Source organism: Pseudoalteromonas phenolica (assembly GCF_005876835.1).
Lineage (GTDB): Bacteria > Pseudomonadota > Gammaproteobacteria > Enterobacterales > Alteromonadaceae > Pseudoalteromonas > Pseudoalteromonas phenolica_B.
This window is the reverse complement of sequence record NZ_PPSW01000006.1, coordinates 1-17,184: the sequence shown is the minus strand read 5'-3', so window position 1 is coordinate 17,184 and position 17,184 is coordinate 1. Positions and strand designations below refer to the sequence as shown.

Below are 17,184 nucleotides of genomic sequence, written 5' to 3'. Positions count from 1 at the left end.
CACAGACACTCTAAGCTAAATAAATAAGCCGTAAAATTTGCAAAAAAAAAGCCCTAACGGGCTTTTAAAACATGTAGTTGCGATACTACAAAGAGGCTAAATAGGCCTGAAGCTTTTGGTTTTCAGCTTCGATGTGCTGATAAAACTCAATGTCTTTTAACTTGCTAGCTGCAGCTTTATCAATCACGATAACCGCATCACGGTGCATTTGTAATGCAGATGCAGGGCAAGCTGCTGTTAACGGGCCTTCAATCATTGCATGAACCGCTTCAGCTTTGTTCTCACCAGTCGCTAGAAGCACCACTTTTTTAGCATCAATAATAGTGCCGATACCCATAGTGATAGATAAATGTGGTTGATATTCATCTTCTTTGAAGAAACGCGCATTATCATCAATGGTTGCTTTGGTTAATGTTTTAACACGTGTACGCGACGTTAAGCCTGAAGACGGCTCGTTGAAACCAATGTGACCATTACGACCAATGCCCAATAGTTGAATATCAATACCACCGGCAGCGGCAATATGACCTTCGTATTCCTGACACGCAGTGATAGGATTTTTCGCATCACCCGGTGGTACATGAGTTTTATCTTTGTCGATGTCTACATGGTTGAACAACTGCTCGTTCATAAAATAACGGTAGCTTTGTGGGTGTGAACCATCTAGACCTAAGTATTCGTCTAAGTTGAATGTTGTCGCATCTTTAAAGCTAATTTCACCTGCTTCGTTACGACGAATTAGTTCTTGGTAAAGCGCTACTGGTGTTGAACCGGTCGCTAAACCTAACACAGACTCTGCTTTCTTTTGTAGTTGTTTTGTAAAGATATCTGCGCCATAAGCTGCAACTTCATTGGCGTCGTTTAAGATTACTATTTGCATGGTTTTGGCTCGTTGTAGAAGAAAAGAAAAAATGGGATCTGGGCTTACTTCGCGTGCAATCAAAATAAGCGCCAGATCAAAACCTAATCGGGATAATCTTATTAGGCTGTACCATTATGACAACGCTGTCATTATTATCATTAATTGAGCGCTTGTAAAGTAAAAGTGAAAAAAAACTTGTATTTTTTTATAACAAAAAGGCCCATTAATATGAGCCTTTTGCATAAGTAAATAATCAAGGTTTGAAATTAAACGCTAACAAAGATCTTACGACGATACATCCAGTGTAGTACTAACATTTGCACCGCCATCAGCGCAGTGACCGCCAATACCGGCTGCCATTCACTTGGGGCTGCGTTTACCACACCACCGAACACACTGCGGCTAATGTACTCCCAATCAACTAAAGATGACGCTAGGTAGATAATGATTGAGTTTGCACCAATGATGACAAACGGGTAAGCCAGCTTTTGACCATTTAAAATGTCGACTGCTGCGTAGAAAACAGCAAGTAAAATTGCACTCCACCCCACTGTTACCAATACAAATGAACTGGTCCAAAGCTCTTTATTAACTGGGAAGTGTAAGTCCCATGTCCAACCGAGCACTAAACTTACAACACCTGCGCCGAATAACATACCACAGGTTTTCCATTCACCGCGCTCATTGGCTTTTGCAATCAGTTGTCCTGCAAATACACCGGCAATCGCATTCACAATCGCTGGCAAACTCGACAAAATACCTTCAGGGTCAACTACACGGTTTTGATATGAAATACCAGGTAAAAGGTGCTTATCAAACCATGCATTCCAACTACCTGCTGCAGATAAGTCACCTGCGACACCACCCGGCACAGGTATAAAGCAAAGTAGTACCCAGTAGAAAATTAAAATACCAAGGCCTGAATAAGCTAAAACACGTAAGCTAAAATGCCAAACTAATAAAGCACAGAAGAACCAAGCGATAGCTATTCGCCCTAACACACTAGCATAACGTACTTCTTCAAACGCAAATGGTGCTCCAGTGCCCCAACCGTGGTTATACAGAACACCAAATGCCATAAGTAAAAACAATCGCTTGAGTGCTTTATTGTATAACGGGCGTCTTTCGTTAAAAGGAAGGTGATCAATACGCTTTGGGGCCAGGCCCATGGCAACACCAGATAAAAAGATAAATAACGGGAATATTAAATCGTAAAAAGTAAAGCCATGCCATGGGCTATGCACTGTGTGTACTTCAAATGCTTTCCATCCCTGCCAGCCAGTTAAAACAAATAAAGCGGCAAATATACCTTGGCCGCCTAAAATCCAAAACATATCCATGCCTCGGAGTGCATCTAAAGATGCTAATCGTTTTTTTTGTGTTTTTGTTGTCATATTTTATTCCAGTACAAATAAAAAAGCCCCGCTATACTGCAGCGGGGTTTTTTCCTCAGGGAAAGTTAAATCTGAGCACCAGCGATATACGTTGCCTGTGCAAATAAATTCTCATCAAGGTGCACAAAGTCTGCATCTGCCCCTTCTCTCAGATGACCTTTGCTGTTTAAGCCCAAATATTGCGCCGGATAAAGCGATGCCATACGAAGCGCTTCTGGTAGACTGACGTCTAACCAATCAACTGTATTTCGTACTGCGCTTGCCATATCCAATACACTACCAGCCAGTTCACCGGTTGTAGAATTTAAACGGTCACCAGTACGAATTACTTTACGACCGTCGAAGAAAGCAAATTCAGTATCGTCAGTGCCAACCGGCGGCATCGCATCTGTTACTAACATGATTTTGCCACGCTGTTTAGAGCGGATCGCTAATTTAGCAGACGTGTTATGAACATGATGACCATCGACAATTAAACCGCACCAGCTGTTGTCATCCCATAAAGCTGCACCAACAACACCCGGTTCACGTGAAGTAAACGCAGACATAGCATTGAATAAATGAGTAAAACCATCAGCACCCACTTTTAACGCAGTGTTAGCTGTTTCAAAATCTGCATTTGAGTGACCGATACTCACTTTAACGCCTAAGCTAATTAAGCGTTCTATATCAGCTAGAGGCACTGTCTCTGGCGCTAAAGTGACCATCTTTATGCCCAAGTCTTGACGCGCATAAATATCGAATTCTTGTTCAGTGATAGGTCGAATAAACTGCTCGCTGTGCGTGCCTTTTTTCGGATGAGACAAGTGTGGACCTTCAAAATGGATCCCCACTACACCAGCTTGATTGCTTTCAATGGCAGCTGCCATCGCATCTGCTGCCGCTTGCATCACTTCAATTTTATCTGTGATCAGAGTTGGCATAAGCGCAGTAGAACCAAATTGCGCATGTGCCGATACCATCTTCTCAAGGCAGGCCGTGGTTTGCTCAGCGTTATAAAATGCCCCACCACCGCCGTTTACTTGAACGTCGATATAGCCTGGTACGACTAGGCCATCGAGATTAATTACTTCGGCGTTTTCAGCCGAAACGTTATAACTAACTTTGCCGTCTTCTACTGAGAAAACAACATCATGATGAAATTGCTCACCATCAAAAAGCCTTTTGGCTTTGTAAATTTGCAGGCTCATTAGTTCACCTTTTTAATTTCATACTGGGTGCTTTCCATCGCAAAATAGATAGCGCCAATTTCTGGAGGCTGTTTTGGCTGCTGAACAAGCTTTGCAATATCAGCATCTAGCCATTTATTTAGCGGCTCAGCTAAACCACCGATCATAGATAAACGCGGTGGATTAATTTCTAATAATCTTTTCGCAAGGTTGCTGATATATTCGGCACCTTGTTTAACAATTTGCAATGCGACTTCATCGTTCTGCTCTGCAGCTGCAAATACGTGGCGTGCTAACTTCGCATAACCACTTGAAGGTTGACCTGCCATTTGCTCGGCGATCCCCATTGCGTCTGTGACATGAAAATGTTGCTTTAACGTGTCTGATAAAACGGTTTTTGGCCCGAGGCCATCAAGATCTACAAGTACTGCTTTGACCGCCTCTAGACCCATCCATGCACCACTGCCCATATCGCCTTGCGCAAAACCATGACCGCCATAATTGACTGTTTCACCGCTTACTATAGCGAAACCGCATGAGCCTGTGCCTGTAATAATCACTGCGCCATCACTACCGTCATGTGCACCAATACACGCTGTGTGCAAGTCGGTTGTAAGATACATTTCTTTAAAAGGATGGTCCCATTGCATGATTTTATCGTAAAGACCTGGAATATTCACACCCGCTAAGCCAAGGCCGGCTACTATGTCATGCACCTGTTCAACACGAAGACCCGCATCTTGTAAGGCTAGCTGAGTTGATACCATGATTGACTCTAATGTGCGCTCAAGACCATGTAATGGATTGGCAGGACCACCTAACCCAGTACCTAACACCCCTTGTGTAGCAGAGTAGATAGTTGCACGACATTTTGTACCACCACCATCTATTCCAATAAATAACTGGTCTTGTTCAACCTGTTTAGCCATCATTTAGCGACCCCTGATCTGTAACGTATTGCTCAAATAGTTTGTGATTATTTGGCAGAGCATTTTTTCATGTTGATTTAATGTTACACACAAAATGACAGCGTTGTCATTAAATTTTTCAGAAAAATGTTCGAAATTGATAATTTCTAATATTGCACAAAAGAATCTCTTTGTCACCGAAACCAAAGTCTAACAACAGACAGAAATGTGCTTTTAAATATAAAACATTAATAACTATAGGGATATTCAACTGGTATGAGGTCTTTTATGTTATTAAGAAAGACTTAAAAAGGAGCAGCAGGCTACTCCTTCTATTGTGAAAACTTTTATGATGCGCTTTTCAAAATAGAATAAAGTTGGTCTTTTAAATGCAATCGTTGCTTTTTGAGTGACTCAAGATAGTCATCTGAGGTGTTTTCAACCCCCTCTTCAATGCGGATCACCTCATGATCTAAATTATGGTAATCATCAAATAAGCGCGCAAAATGTCGATCATTCATTTTTAGTTCGTGGATTTTTTCTTTAAATTCAGGTAACTCTTTAGCTAAGCTGTGGCGATCAATAATCATAATGAAGTCCTGTTTAAGTTGTCATTTTTCCAAACAAACCTGATGCTTGGCTCACTTTCATAGTACGCCTGCAGTCATGCTGAATGTTGATCTAGCACAAGTTTTAATACACATTTATAAAACGGTTTTATAAGGAGATTAAAACAGAATTTTTAATTTGATTTATGAGCTATAAATGTTGTCAAAAAAGAAAAAAGCCTAACAGCGAACCGCTAGGCTTGGGCAAGTAAAGAAATTGAAAAAGGTTTATAGCTTAGATGTCGATTCTCTTACGATAAGCTTAGCTTCAAGTGTGGTCTGCGTTTTTTCTACATCAGGGTCGCTTATCTGAAGTATCAACTGCTCAACAGCTTGTCGCGTCATCTCTTCTACAGGCTGTGCGATTGTTGTTAACCCAGGCCAAATATGACGGGCTATCGGTGCGTTATCAAAACCCGCTATCGAAATATCTTCTGGTACATTCAACTTTGATTGTGTCGCCAATTTTAACACCGCTGCTGCCATGTAATCATTCGATGCAAACACCGCACTCGGTCTTGGTTGTAAATCTAAAATTTCTTTTGCACTATCAGCACCTGAGTGATAACTGAAGTTACCTTCAGCCACCAGCTCTGCATCGAATGCAATATTGTGCTCTGCAAGCGCTTTCTGATACCCCGAGAAACGCTGCTCTGTGGCACTGTGATCTGGGTGACCTTTAATAAATGCAATTCGGGTATGACCCAAAGAAATCAAATGCTCTGTGATCTCGAAAGCACCTTGTTCATCGTTACTTCTGACTGAAATTGACGTTTCATCTTCGATTGCAGATGCAACGCGTGCGTAATTAATACCTTTCTTTTGCAGAAATTCGATTAATTCTTGTGAATCAGAAAATGGCGGCGTGAGAACTAGGCCATCTAGGCGAGACGTTGTTAGTAGGTGTTCAATATTTTCAATGAGCGCTTCGCCACGCAGTTCGCATGGGTGTATAAGCAAGTTGTAATTATGTTTATGACATGCTTCTAAAGCACCACTTTGTACACGTGTGATATAACTTTTACTGGGGTTATCGTACAAACAGCCGATGATAAAGCTGCGATTGCGAGCAAGGCCTCTGGCGATAGGATTCGGTGTGTAATCAAGTTCTTTGAAAACTTTTAATACTTTTTCACGTGTTGCCGGGCTAACATTGGGCTCATTATTCAATACACGTGAAACGGTTTTTTTCGATACACCGGCGTATTCTGCAACACTATTTATTGTTACTTTCTTCATCTGGTTTCCCGCTCTACATTCGAGGGAGTAAGCACTTCAACCTCTACTGCAATTCATCCTGAACGAAAGAAATATCAATCTAGAATTCTTTGATTAATGGGTTATCATTTATTTTAAAAAAATGCTGCCCACATACATGGGCAGCCAACACGTTTTGACAACAAAATGATAAAACGCCGACATTATGACACCGGTGTCAGACTTGCGCAATAAAATTTTTCAATTGACTATTTTTAACTGCCTATTTCTTGCCCTAACTTTTCCATAAACTCCTTCATAAACAACACCCTAGATTCAGCTTCTTGCTTTCCTGCATACGTGTGCATAACTTCAGGTAATTTAAAGAGTTTGTTATAGAAATGGTCAACGGTATATGAATAATCATCGGGCGCTCGATTTTCACAGAATGGATCGTCAACATTATAAACGCTTCGATGCATCGCACCGCCAACGGTAAAACAGCGTGCAACACCGATTGCCCCTAAACTATCTAGCCTATCTGCATCTTGAACAATTTTAGCTTCAAGTGTTTCAGCTTCCACATTCGCACTGTAGCTGTGCGCAACTATGGCGTGATGCACAGCAGACAACTTTTCACTTGAGAAGTCGATATTTTTTAAATAGTCGATGGCTTTGTCAGCTGCCAATTTTGAAGCTTGGCTCCTCAGAGGGCTATTTTTCGCGACTGCCACACAGTCGTGAAGCCATGCTGCAGCAACCACCACTTGTAAATCTGCTTGTTCTTTTTCAGCTAATAGCTTTGCAGCTGTAACAACCCTTTGCACATGCGCTAGGTCATGTCCCGCATCGGCTATGGGTAATGCTTGTACAAATTTGCGACAACTTTGTTCTAAAGACGCTAATTTATCGTTATTCAATGCCCTACTCTCCGGATAATTCGCTGATCAACATTGTATGTTTGTAAACGCTTAACTAAAATGCCCAGCATACAATTAAGTTAGGAAAAATTCATGTCTTGTGCAGTGTACTTGCAGCCTGGTAGAGAAAAATCATTAAAACGTAAACACCCTTGGATATTCTCCAAAGCCATCAAAAAAGTAAAAGGTAAACCTGCTCTGGGTGATACCGTAAAAATTTACTCTAATGAAGGTAAATTTCTTGCTACTGCTGCATATAGTCCTGATTCTCAAATTAGAGCACGTATATGGAGCTTTGATGAATCTGAAAGCATCGACAAAGATTTTTTCTTACGTCGTTTAACGCGTGCTTTTGATGCCCGAAGTCAAGTTATTGAAGAAGGCGGCTTAAGCGGTTTTCGCTTAAGCGCAGCAGAGTCTGATGGCTTACCCGGTATCACCATTGATAAATTCGACAATTACATTGTATGTCAGCTATTAAGTGCGGGTGCAGAGCGCCATAAAGGCGATATCGTTCAAGCACTTCGTGAGCTTTTTCCTGATTGCCACATTTATGAGCGCTCTGACGTTGACGTACGTAAGAAAGAAGGCCTAGAAAAAACCACTGGTGCACTTTGGGGTGATGCGCCGACTGAGCCTGTTGTCATTACAGAAAATGGCTTAAAGCTTGAAGTTGATATTTTAAACGGTCACAAAACCGGTTTTTATCTGGACCAACGTGATAGCCGTGCAGCGCTTGAACGTTTCTCTAAAGACAAAGAGGTTTTAAACTGCTTCTGCTACACGGGCACTTTTGGTTTATATGCGCTACGTGGCGGCTGTAAGAACGTCATTAACGTAGATGTATCACAACCAGCCCTTGATACTGCAAAAAGAAATGTAGAGCACAATGACCTTGATTTGTCACGTGCTGAGTTCGTTAAACAAGATGTATTTAAGCTGCTTCGCCAGTACCGTGAAGAAGGCCGTCAATTCGATACTATCGTGATGGACCCTCCTAAGTTTGCTGAGAGCAAAGCACAACTAACGGGCGCATGTCGTGGCTATAAAGATATTAATATGATCGCAATGCAAATCCTGAAGCCTGGCGGCACATTACTTACCTTCTCTTGTTCTGGCTTAATGGAGCAAAACCTGTTCCAAAAGGTTGTTGCTGACGCAGCCCTTGATGCGGGTAAAGAGCTGCTGATTATGGAGCGTTTGAACCAAGCAGCCGATCACCCTATCGCGGGTAACTACCCTGAAGGTTTCTACCTTAAAGGCCTTATTTGTAAGGTTTATTAGTGTAGATAGAGTTTAGAGCAAAATTGGATAAACTAGTTACTAAGGCCACAGAGTGGCCTTTTTTTATATTCAAGACATAAAAAAGGCGCTCATCCCAGAGCGCCTAAGTTTGCTTAACATTCTTTTCTTCTTAAGCTTATTCGCTTAAGTCACCATATTGGTTATTTGTACTTAGTAATACTGCTTTATCAAAGCCAGGTAAACTTAAGCTATCTTGACTCAGTACAAGCTCATTTTCATCAATCATACCGTTGCCAAAGCGATAAATAAGTTCATATTGGCCATTGTCAGCGGCTTGCTGGTAGTCTGCTTGAGCAAGCTTTGTTTGCTCTAACTTTGCTTGGTATGAATTTAGCTGCTGTTCAGAATAGCGTTTCGCTAGCAACTTATTGGTAAAGTTTGGCGAAAATACCGTTGCTGTTGCGTTGTTACCACCGAAGCCTTTTGAGTTGATAAATGCCACATCCATCGGTGAACATTCATAGTGCTCATTGCGAATATCTAAATGTTCCGCGTGCACGTCGTCAGCCACTTTATCAATCGTTGTAATACCTGGCATGATGTTGTGACTAAATACACCCAGTGCTAGCGCGAGTTGGTCACCACTTGCAGGCGCAATGGTGTGCCCTACGTATGCCTTTGGAGCAACCACTTTCCAACCATTAATTGAAAACGCTTCTGCTACTTTGTGATAAATCAGTGATTCAGTTACACGGTTTTGCGGTGTACTTGAGCCGTGAGCTAAAATAAAGCTACGCTCTTTGATCGCGTCAGCACCCGCAATTTGCTCAGCTAATGCAACAGACTTAGCCATAGTAATGTAGTTACCCGGGCCAGGTGCCGTGATTGACTTTTTGATACCATCAGCATTAACAAACACATCGACTACCGAACCCATCACCTCTGCGCCAAGCTCTAGTGCTAAGGCATCGTCCATTAAGATCGCAACCTGAGCGCCTTCACCGATTGTGAAACCACAGTTATCACCAAATGGACGGCTTGTGCGACGGTAGTCAACGTTTTCTGTATTATCGAGCTTACGAAGACCTTCTTCGTTTGCCAATGCGCTCATGTTACCAAAACCTTCAATGACTTCCGGCGTTAACGCACATTCTACGCTCGCTACAATCGCAACACGTGTACGACCAGCTTGAATATCATTAACAGCTGCACGTAAGTTATATAAGAAAGTTGCACATGCACCAGATGTTGTGAACGTCGTACCAACACTGCCTGTAACGTAAGCATTAATAAAGTCTGTCGACATGGTATTTAAACCCAGTGCCAATTGTTTTGTACTTACGCGATCACCTTGTTGACGAGAGCGGATCAAACCACCAAAACCTTCTTGCTGCATTTGACCAGCGACTGATGCTGAATAAGTACCAATTTTGTCTGGTTCAACACTGTTCATGACGGTATCCCAATCAAGACCCGTTGAACGTATTGCATCGGTTGCGGCAAAAATAGTAGCCTGTAAACCACGAGGTTGATAACGACTGTTATAAAGCGATGCCGGATCAAAGCCGGTTGGTAATTGACCCGCCGCTTTGATTGGATTATCACGATAGCTATCGTGTTTTACTTCTAAAGAATCAGGCACAACCACATTGACTGTTTTTGCGTCTAGTTCTTCAACTTGCCAAGAGGCAGGTACTGGGTTTGGTAAATCACGCTTACGACAAGTGAACTTTAGTCCCGCCTCATCATTCGCATTAATAGTTAGCTTTTGTTGCCAGTGTGTTGCATCACAATCAAAATGTTCTTTTTCTATTTTACGGATCAAAGTACCCGCTTTAATCTGCTCACCAAATTTCGCTTCGACTTGTTCAGTTGAAATTTCATCGCCTGTGTGTGTTACTAGTCGACCGTCTTCGAAACGCACTAAATTCATGAGTGTTGCTAGGCCTAAGAAAGTTTCTTGGCGTGCTTGATGATCTAGCTTATCTATAACAATACGGCGATAGCCCTGATGAAAAGATGTACGGCCAGCAGCATTAATGCCACCCATACCGACAATAATTGGTAATGCAGTCATAAATAATCGTTCTTAAAATTTTCACACAACTTAGATATGTTCGATTCTAGTTTGAACTTTAGATTACATTTTGCAAAAATAGCCAAATATCATTTATTTTTCGCCAAATCAGCATGGTCAGACCAGAAAACCCGATAAAAATTGGTTTTTGTATTTATTCAAGCATGCTCTTTACCAGTGTTTCTCTGCCTGCAGAAATGCTCAGAGCAGGTGAAGCATTTGCAAAAAGATACTTAGGACATGACTTTAAACCTTTACGAATAACTTGGTTAGCAAATGATACCTCGCCAATCAGTAATGAGCTTGGGTTACAAATACAACCTGACGAGGCTTTTAGTTATTTGTCAGAGCAAGACTACATAATTGTTCCGAGCATTTGGCGAAACCCTAGACCTGTACTTAGAAAAAACCAAGCTCTTGCAACGGCTTTAAATCAAGCTTGGCATCAAGGCTCGACCATAATTGGTGTCGGCACTGGTGTCTGCTTTTTGGCAGAATCTGGTTTACTCGAACACCACCCTGCGACAACACACTGGCATTACGCGAAACAATTTAAGCTCAATTACCCGTCAGTCGATTTGAAACCTGACTTTTTCATTACTCAGTCTGAGCGCATTTATACCGTAGCCAGTTTGAATGCTCTCGCAGATGTAATTGTGCATTTGATTTCGCAATTATATGGTGTTGCCGCGGCGCAACATGTACAGCAAAACTTTTCTCATGAAATTAGAAAGCCTTATGAAGAACAACGTTTTCTTGAAGGTGATGCAGATACACACCCAGATGAATTAATCGCATCGATTCAATTTTGGTTAAAAAACAATTATCACACTGAAATTGCCCTTTCAGATTTGGCAGAGCAATTTGACTTAAGTTACCGGACGTTTAATCGACGTTTTAAAGCAGCAACGGACCAAACGGCCGCGCATTATCTGCAAACTATACGCTTAGAAAATGCCAAAGAGCTATTAGCGTCTAGTAATCTGTCAATTCAAGATGTGGCAATATCGGTGGGGTTTAATTCTCAGGGCTTACTCACTCGGGTATTTAAGCAAAGGCTAAATCAAACACCGAGTGAGTATAGAAAAATCGTGCGTAAAAAGTTGTTTTCTCAAAACCACTAAACAATTAAAGCTCTGCTTCAATAACTTTTAGTGCATTAGATTCTGACTCAGTCACTATGCCATCAGCCTGTGCTAGTTGAGTCGTTAATCTTAAGGCCAGCTCCTTTATGGGTGCATCAACAATATGTTTCATTCTATGGTGAATAAAATGCTCTGCATCACCTTTTGCAATCACATCTTTGCAATGGGTGATCATATTTGAGATATAAAGACCTGATTCTATCTCGCTATTCCAACATAGCTTCTGTATCCACTGATTTAAAACCGATAACTCTTTTTCACATACCTCGCCATCAATTGACATAAGTAATACAGCTAAATCTACCACAGACTCAGTTTGTAATTGATCAACGCAAACGCCTGAATCTAGATGATTAAGTAACTGTTCGAATTTCATAAAGTCCCCTTTTATAGCGCTCGATAAACACGATTTTCAATGTTTTAAATAACATCAACTTAACAAGATAGTGAACTAGTTTGCTCTTGTCACTTTAATTTATCTCAACTTATACGATACTTAACTCAAATACAGACCAATGAATCATGTTTATGAAATGGGTATGTTTATTTTTGTGCTTTTTTACAGCTTTAAGTAGCAAGGCGAAAATTCCAATTTCGATTGAAACCGATATATATAATTACGCTCAACACGTGCTCGGCGAAGAAAGTATCGAGTCAATAGAGCATTTCAATCACCCAAGTTGCCTTAGGGATGTTGTTGAATTTATCCTAGTACAAAAAGCGATAAAACTCGGAGGCCTAAATCTGGATTATGATTTTGTGCTAGGTGATTATGATGCGAGAAATATTCGTCTTATTCAGCACGGGCTACTCCTGATCAGTTTTGACTCAATTTGGCTTAATGAAGCATCCCAATACGAAAACGATGTATTCATATCTGAACCTGTGATACGTAATGGAGAGTTTTACGCAGGTATATATGTCGCACCCAATAAAATAACTCAGCTCAAACCAAAACTTACGAATGGCATTACAGACCTTAGCTTTGTGACCAGCGAAGCCTGGCACACTGATGTAAAAACACTCACTGCGCTCAAACCCAAAAATTTAGTTATTGAAGCCGATTGGCTAGTTATGGCTAAAATGGTCAGTAGTGGCTGGGTCGATGCCATGCTGGCCCCTTTCAAACCAGCCCAGCCTTTTGAGTACACAGGAAGAAACTACAAAATTCGAGCAATAGATGGCGTTAAAGTCGCTCTTCAAGACAGCAGACACTTTGTAGTATCAAAAAAACATCCACTCGGAAACAAAACATTTAAAGCACTACAGAAGGGTTTAAAGCAGCTCAGACAATCAGGATACATTGAGCGTGCTTATAAGGAATGTGGTTTTCTCAACCCACTTGTTGAAGACTGGCAAGAAATAAAAGCAAAACTGGATTAATTTAAGCTTTAAGTATTAGCTCCATATTTTATTCATTTTCTTACATTAACTTGCCCGCCAACAAAAAAGGTACGTAGGAGTTAAGAAATGTACGAAATTAAATCTTCAATCAATTTTGGTTTTTATATTCTTGCCGCGAGCGTTATTGCGCTTCTTGTGTCAATAAGCACGGTTTTTAACTTTACTGCTTGGTTAGAAGCATTAGAAATCATGCTTATATTCACCCTCAGCTTATTTGTGATTGTCACACTAATTCAAACCTTGATGAGCCGAAGAAGGTCATCTTGGTGTGTGAATGGGTTGAGCTACTATAACTTTTTAGGCGCTCAAAAGTATGTCCCTGTTGAACAAATTCAACAAATTAAAGTTCATACCATTATTTGCTGTAAAGTCACACATGTACAACTTGAGCAGAGAAGTATTTTTTTATTTAGCTGCAAATTAACATCGCAGCAAAAAAATCGACTAGCGCAACTTGGTTACTTTGCAAAATAAACAGCTGTAATAGTGTTCAGATGGTGTGCAATTAGATTTAATTACTTTACTGACCCCAGCTTTATCACTAGGATGGCAAAAAACTTTCACCGAGGAAGATTATGACAACCGCATACCCAATTGGCACGCCTGGTAAACCATGGCAAGAAGCAGAAAAAAAACAGTGGCTTGCAGCACAAGTAATTAAGCGTAGTTACCAACAAGAAGTAGAAACTAAAATACTTGCACTCGCTGACGAGTATGACGTTGAGCAATATGGCGAACTTAATTACGGTGAACATGAATATAAATTGTATGCGATAAAGTCTCGTGACTTTTCTGACAATAAGCCTACTGTTTTAGTGACAGGTGGTGTACATGGTTATGAAACCAGTGGTGTACATGGTGCGATTGAGTTCATAAAATCACAGGGCAAACATTACCAAGCTGATTTCAATCTAGTGGTACTTCCATGTATTAGTCCTTGGGGTTATGAAACAATCAACCGTTGGAACCCAGAGGCGATTGATCCAAACCGCTCATTTTATGCTGACAGTCCAGCTGCTGAGTCAAAACAAGCTATGGCTTATGTCGCTAGGTTTGATGATTTATTGTGTCATGTCGATTTACATGAAACCACAGACACCGACAATTCTGAGTTTCGACCAGCGCTCGCAGCGCGTGATGGTGTCAGTCATGATAATTGGAATATTCCTGATGGTTTTTACTTAGTTGGTCATACTCAAAAGCCGCAATACTCGTTCCAAACTGCGATTATCAAAGAAGTAGAAAAAGTCACCCACATCGCCCCAGCTGATGAAGATGGTAAGTTAATTGGTGTGCCAATTGAGCAATTCGGTGTGATCAACTATGACGGTACTAAACTCGGCCTTTGTATGGGTATGACAGACGCAGAGTACGTAACGACAACCGAAGTTTACCCTGATAGCCCAACTGCAAATGATGAAATTTGTGTACAAGGCCAAGTAGCTTCTGTCGTTGGTGCTTTAAACTACATAAAATCAATCGAAGATTAATAGACAAAAAAGTAGCGCAATTTAACATTGCGCTACTTGCCCCTTTGCATTGTGATATCTAAATAACCAATTGAATAGCTGACTGTTTAGAAAAAACCGAGTGGACTTTCACTATAGCTAACTAATAGGTTTTTAGTTTGCTGATAATGGTCTAACGCTTTTTTATGCGTCTCTCTACCCACACCTGACTTTTTATAACCACCAAATGCCGCATGCGCTGGATACATGTGGTAGCAGTTTGTCCATACACGTCCGGCTTCAATCTTGCGACCAAAATGATAGGCGCGATTCATGTTCCGGGTCCAAACACCCGCACCTAAGCCAAATTCAGAGCTATTCGCCAGCTCTAATGCTTCAGCTTCATCTTTAAACGTACACAGTGAAATAACTGGACCAAAAATCTCTTCTTGGAATACTCGCATTGAATTATTGCCCTTAAGCAAGGTTGGTTGAATGTAATAACCCGAATTAAACTCTTCAGATAATTGCTCAACTTCACCACCGAACAGTACTTCCGCACCTTCTTGTTTACCTATTTCGATATAACTTAAGATTTTATCGAACTGTTGCTGAGAGGCTTGCGCGCCAACCATGGTTTCTGTATCTAATGGGTTGCCACGCTTAATTTGCGCTGTTCGTGCCTTAACACGCTCAATAAACTCGTCATAAATGTCTTCTTGGACAAATAAGCGCGAAGGACAAGTACATACTTCACCTTGGTTGAAATAAGCTAATACCGCACCTTCAATACACTTACTTAAATAATCATCGTCTTTGTCGAGCACGTCATTGAAGAAGATATTTGGTGATTTACCACCAAGCTCAACGGTCGATGGAATGATATTATCGGCAGCGCATTTCAAGATGTGCGAACCAACAGGGGTTGAACCCGTGAATGCAATTTTAGCAATACGTTTGCTCGTCGCGAGCGCTTCACCTGCTTCTTTACCAAAACCATTCACCACGTTTAAAGCACCCGCAGGTAATAAATCACCGATCAGTTCAACTAATAACATGATCGAGGTAGGCGTTTGCTCTGCAGGTTTTAGTACAACACAGTTACCCGCAGCCAGAGCTGGGGCTAATTTCCAAGCGGCCATTAATAGCGGGAAGTTCCAGGGTATAATTTGCCCAACTACACCTAGCGGCTCATGAAAATGGTAGGCCACGGTGTGCTCGTCAATCTCGCCAATACTGCCCTCTTGCGCTCGAATACAGCCAGCAAAATATCTAAAATGATCTGCTGCTAGTGGAATATCAGCGGCGAGGGTTTCGCGTACGGCTTTACCGTTATCCCAAGTTTCAGCAACGGCCAAATACTCTTTGTTATCTTCAATGATCTGAGCAATTTTCAGTAAAATATTACTGCGCTCAGTGACACTGGTTGTGCCCCACGCCTCTTTTGCTTCATGTGCTTTGTCGAGTGCCAACTCGATATCTGCTGCTTTAGAGCGTGCCACTTGGCAAAACACCTTTCCGTTCACAGGGCTTTTGTTTTCAAAATATTCACCATCTAAGGGAGCAACCCACTCACCACCGATGTAATTGTCATACTTATCTTTAAAATTAACGACTGCGCCTTGGGTATTCGGGTTTGAATAAATCATAGTGTCCTCTTCTATCAACTTGTTGCCCGGCTCATACTTCAGTTATGTGTTTATTTTTGAGCCGATTGAATTGACATTAAGCGAAAGGAGGCTTAAAAAATTAACTCTAGGTATTTTTTGCTTAACTCTCAGTCTTGATATTCATAAGGAACAGATATGCGCTTTGATTTACAAGCTAGGCACCAACACATTGATAAATTGGTAGAGAATAAGCTCAGCTTTGATTCAAATGACGCGCAATTGAGTATTTATGACACTTATGAAAGCGCATTTAATGTGCCCTTATCATCAAGCAATGTATTGTTTTGCGGTATGCTACAAGGCAAAAAGGTGATGCATGTAGAAACATGTGATTACCACCATGATTTTTTGCCTAATGAAAGCTTTGTACTTGCACCAAACCAAACCGTCCATATTGACTTTCCTGACGCATCAGGGCCAACACCCACAACCTGCTTAGCCATTGAAATTAACTCTGATAAACTGGCTGATATTGCCCAAAAGCTTAATATACAAAATCAAACTAGTATCGAAGTGGCTTATCAAAATGAACTCGTCCATGTCGAGCACAATTGGCAAACTCAGGCATTACTCGACCGTATGGTGCATTTATTTACTGAAAATGGAGATCAACGCGGATTTTTGATTGATTTAGCACTGAATGAATTGGTGACACGATTGCTCACTCAGCAAACTCGCGAACTTATTTTAAAGTGCGCAAGCTTGCATAATCATCAAGACCCAATTACAGAAGTCGTTCAATACATAGAGCATCATTTGAGCGAGCCTCTAGATATCGATACTTTGTGTAAAATTGCTTGTATGAGTCGCAGTAAATTTTTTAATTACTTTAAGTCATGCTTAAACATGACCCCGCAACAGTGGCTGCAAACACGGCGACTGTCAAAGGCCAAAGAGCTGCTTAAAAAAGGTAAAAGTATTACCCAAATAGGGTTTGATTTAGGCTTCAATCATACCAGTCAATTTAGCCGTACATTCAAAAATGCCTTTGGTGTTTCTCCAAAGGCATTTCAAAAGAACTAACTAAAGTATACCAATCCTCAATAATACTCAATCATTTTGAAGGACTAAAACTGACGCTAGCTTCGTTAAAAATTTCTTATTTAGAACAACTAAATAGCAAAATTTTAGCCTTGC

Annotated in this window: 16 protein-coding genes; 6 read left to right on the top strand and 10 right to left on the bottom strand. The window is 41.1% G+C overall.

From position 1 onward, the window contains the following. Window positions 1-85: 85 nt before the first annotated feature. The 7 genes from nagB to C1E24_RS02580 all read right to left on the bottom strand — a co-directional run bounded on the left by nagB (window position 86) and on the right by C1E24_RS02580 (window position 7,058). Window positions 86-880 carry a glucosamine-6-phosphate deaminase gene (gene nagB, locus C1E24_RS02610; RefSeq protein WP_138478487.1) on the bottom strand — a complete coding sequence of 265 codons (795 nt, stop codon included), beginning with the start codon at window positions 878-880 and terminating at the stop codon, window positions 86-88. Between the two features lie 248 nt (window positions 881-1,128). After that, window positions 1,129-2,256 (bottom strand): transmembrane glucosamine N-acetyltransferase NagX, encoded by a 1,128-nt coding sequence (gene nagX / locus C1E24_RS02605; RefSeq protein WP_138478485.1) that lies wholly within the window; start codon window positions 2,254-2,256, stop codon window positions 1,129-1,131. Window positions 2,257-2,321: 65 nt separating this feature from the next. Continuing rightward, the gene (gene nagA, locus C1E24_RS02600; protein ID WP_138478483.1) at window positions 2,322-3,446 is read right to left on the bottom strand and encodes an N-acetylglucosamine-6-phosphate deacetylase; all 1,125 of its coding nucleotides are present in this window, start codon (window positions 3,444-3,446) and stop codon (window positions 2,322-2,324) included. Beyond that, a complete protein-coding gene (gene nagK, locus C1E24_RS02595; protein ID WP_138478482.1) occupies window positions 3,446-4,357 on the bottom strand; it encodes an N-acetylglucosamine kinase in 912 nt (303 codons plus the stop codon). Before nagK ends, nagA begins: the two co-directional genes overlap by 1 nt. A gap of 323 nt (window positions 4,358-4,680) precedes the next feature. Then, window positions 4,681-4,923, bottom strand: a complete 243-nt coding sequence (locus tag C1E24_RS02590; RefSeq protein WP_138478480.1) for a YdcH family protein — start codon at window positions 4,921-4,923, stop codon at window positions 4,681-4,683. A 246-nt stretch (window positions 4,924-5,169) separates the two neighbouring features. After that, window positions 5,170-6,180 (bottom strand): LacI family DNA-binding transcriptional regulator, encoded by a 1,011-nt coding sequence (locus tag C1E24_RS02585; RefSeq protein ID WP_138478478.1) that lies wholly within the window; start codon window positions 6,178-6,180, stop codon window positions 5,170-5,172. Window positions 6,181-6,413: 233 nt separating this feature from the next. Further along, entirely contained in the window at window positions 6,414-7,058 is a 645-nt protein-coding gene (locus C1E24_RS02580) for an HD domain-containing protein (protein ID WP_138478476.1), read from the bottom strand. A 93-nt stretch (window positions 7,059-7,151) separates the two neighbouring features. On the opposite strand from C1E24_RS02580, the gene C1E24_RS02575 reads away from it, so the two are divergent. Beyond that, complete coding sequence (locus C1E24_RS02575; protein WP_138478474.1) at window positions 7,152-8,342, top strand: class I SAM-dependent methyltransferase; 1,191 nt, start codon at window positions 7,152-7,154, stop codon at window positions 8,340-8,342. 136 nt (window positions 8,343-8,478) lie between these two features. Here the strand turns inward: C1E24_RS02575 and C1E24_RS02570 are convergent, their stop codons facing one another. Beyond that, window positions 8,479-10,380 (bottom strand): beta-ketoacyl synthase N-terminal-like domain-containing protein, encoded by a 1,902-nt coding sequence (locus tag C1E24_RS02570; RefSeq protein ID WP_138478472.1) that lies wholly within the window; start codon window positions 10,378-10,380, stop codon window positions 8,479-8,481. A gap of 113 nt (window positions 10,381-10,493) precedes the next feature. Between C1E24_RS02570 and C1E24_RS02565 the strand changes: the two genes are divergently transcribed. Next, window positions 10,494-11,504, top strand: a complete 1,011-nt coding sequence (locus tag C1E24_RS02565; RefSeq protein ID WP_138478470.1) for a GlxA family transcriptional regulator — start codon at window positions 10,494-10,496, stop codon at window positions 11,502-11,504. Between the two features lie 4 nt (window positions 11,505-11,508). Here C1E24_RS02565 and C1E24_RS02560 read toward each other — a convergent pair whose 3' ends face one another. Then, on the bottom strand, window positions 11,509-11,901 hold the full coding sequence (locus C1E24_RS02560; protein ID WP_138478468.1) for a hypothetical protein: 393 nt from the start codon (window positions 11,899-11,901) through the stop codon (window positions 11,509-11,511). Window positions 11,902-12,053: 152 nt separating this feature from the next. On the opposite strand from C1E24_RS02560, the gene C1E24_RS02555 reads away from it, so the two are divergent. The 3 genes from C1E24_RS02555 (at window position 12,054) to C1E24_RS02545 (ending at window position 14,419) form a co-directional block, all read left to right on the top strand. Then, the gene (locus C1E24_RS02555; protein ID WP_240721923.1) at window positions 12,054-12,908 is read left to right on the top strand and encodes a hypothetical protein; all 855 of its coding nucleotides are present in this window, start codon (window positions 12,054-12,056) and stop codon (window positions 12,906-12,908) included. Window positions 12,909-12,995: 87 nt separating this feature from the next. Then, window positions 12,996-13,403: a hypothetical protein gene (locus C1E24_RS02550; protein WP_138478467.1), complete on the top strand. Its 408-nt coding sequence runs from the start codon at window positions 12,996-12,998 to the stop codon at window positions 13,401-13,403. A 101-nt stretch (window positions 13,404-13,504) separates the two neighbouring features. Next, entirely contained in the window at window positions 13,505-14,419 is a 915-nt protein-coding gene (locus tag C1E24_RS02545; protein ID WP_138478465.1) for a M14 family metallopeptidase, read from the top strand. An 86-nt stretch (window positions 14,420-14,505) separates the two neighbouring features. Here C1E24_RS02545 and exaC read toward each other — a convergent pair whose 3' ends face one another. Beyond that, window positions 14,506-16,026 carry an acetaldehyde dehydrogenase ExaC gene (exaC, locus tag C1E24_RS02540; protein ID WP_138478463.1) on the bottom strand — a complete coding sequence of 507 codons (1,521 nt, stop codon included), beginning with the start codon at window positions 16,024-16,026 and terminating at the stop codon, window positions 14,506-14,508. 156 nt (window positions 16,027-16,182) lie between these two features. Between exaC and C1E24_RS02535 the strand changes: the two genes are divergently transcribed. Then, window positions 16,183-17,070, top strand: a complete 888-nt coding sequence (locus tag C1E24_RS02535; protein ID WP_138478462.1) for an AraC family transcriptional regulator — start codon at window positions 16,183-16,185, stop codon at window positions 17,068-17,070. Window positions 17,071-17,184 lie beyond the last annotated feature (114 nt).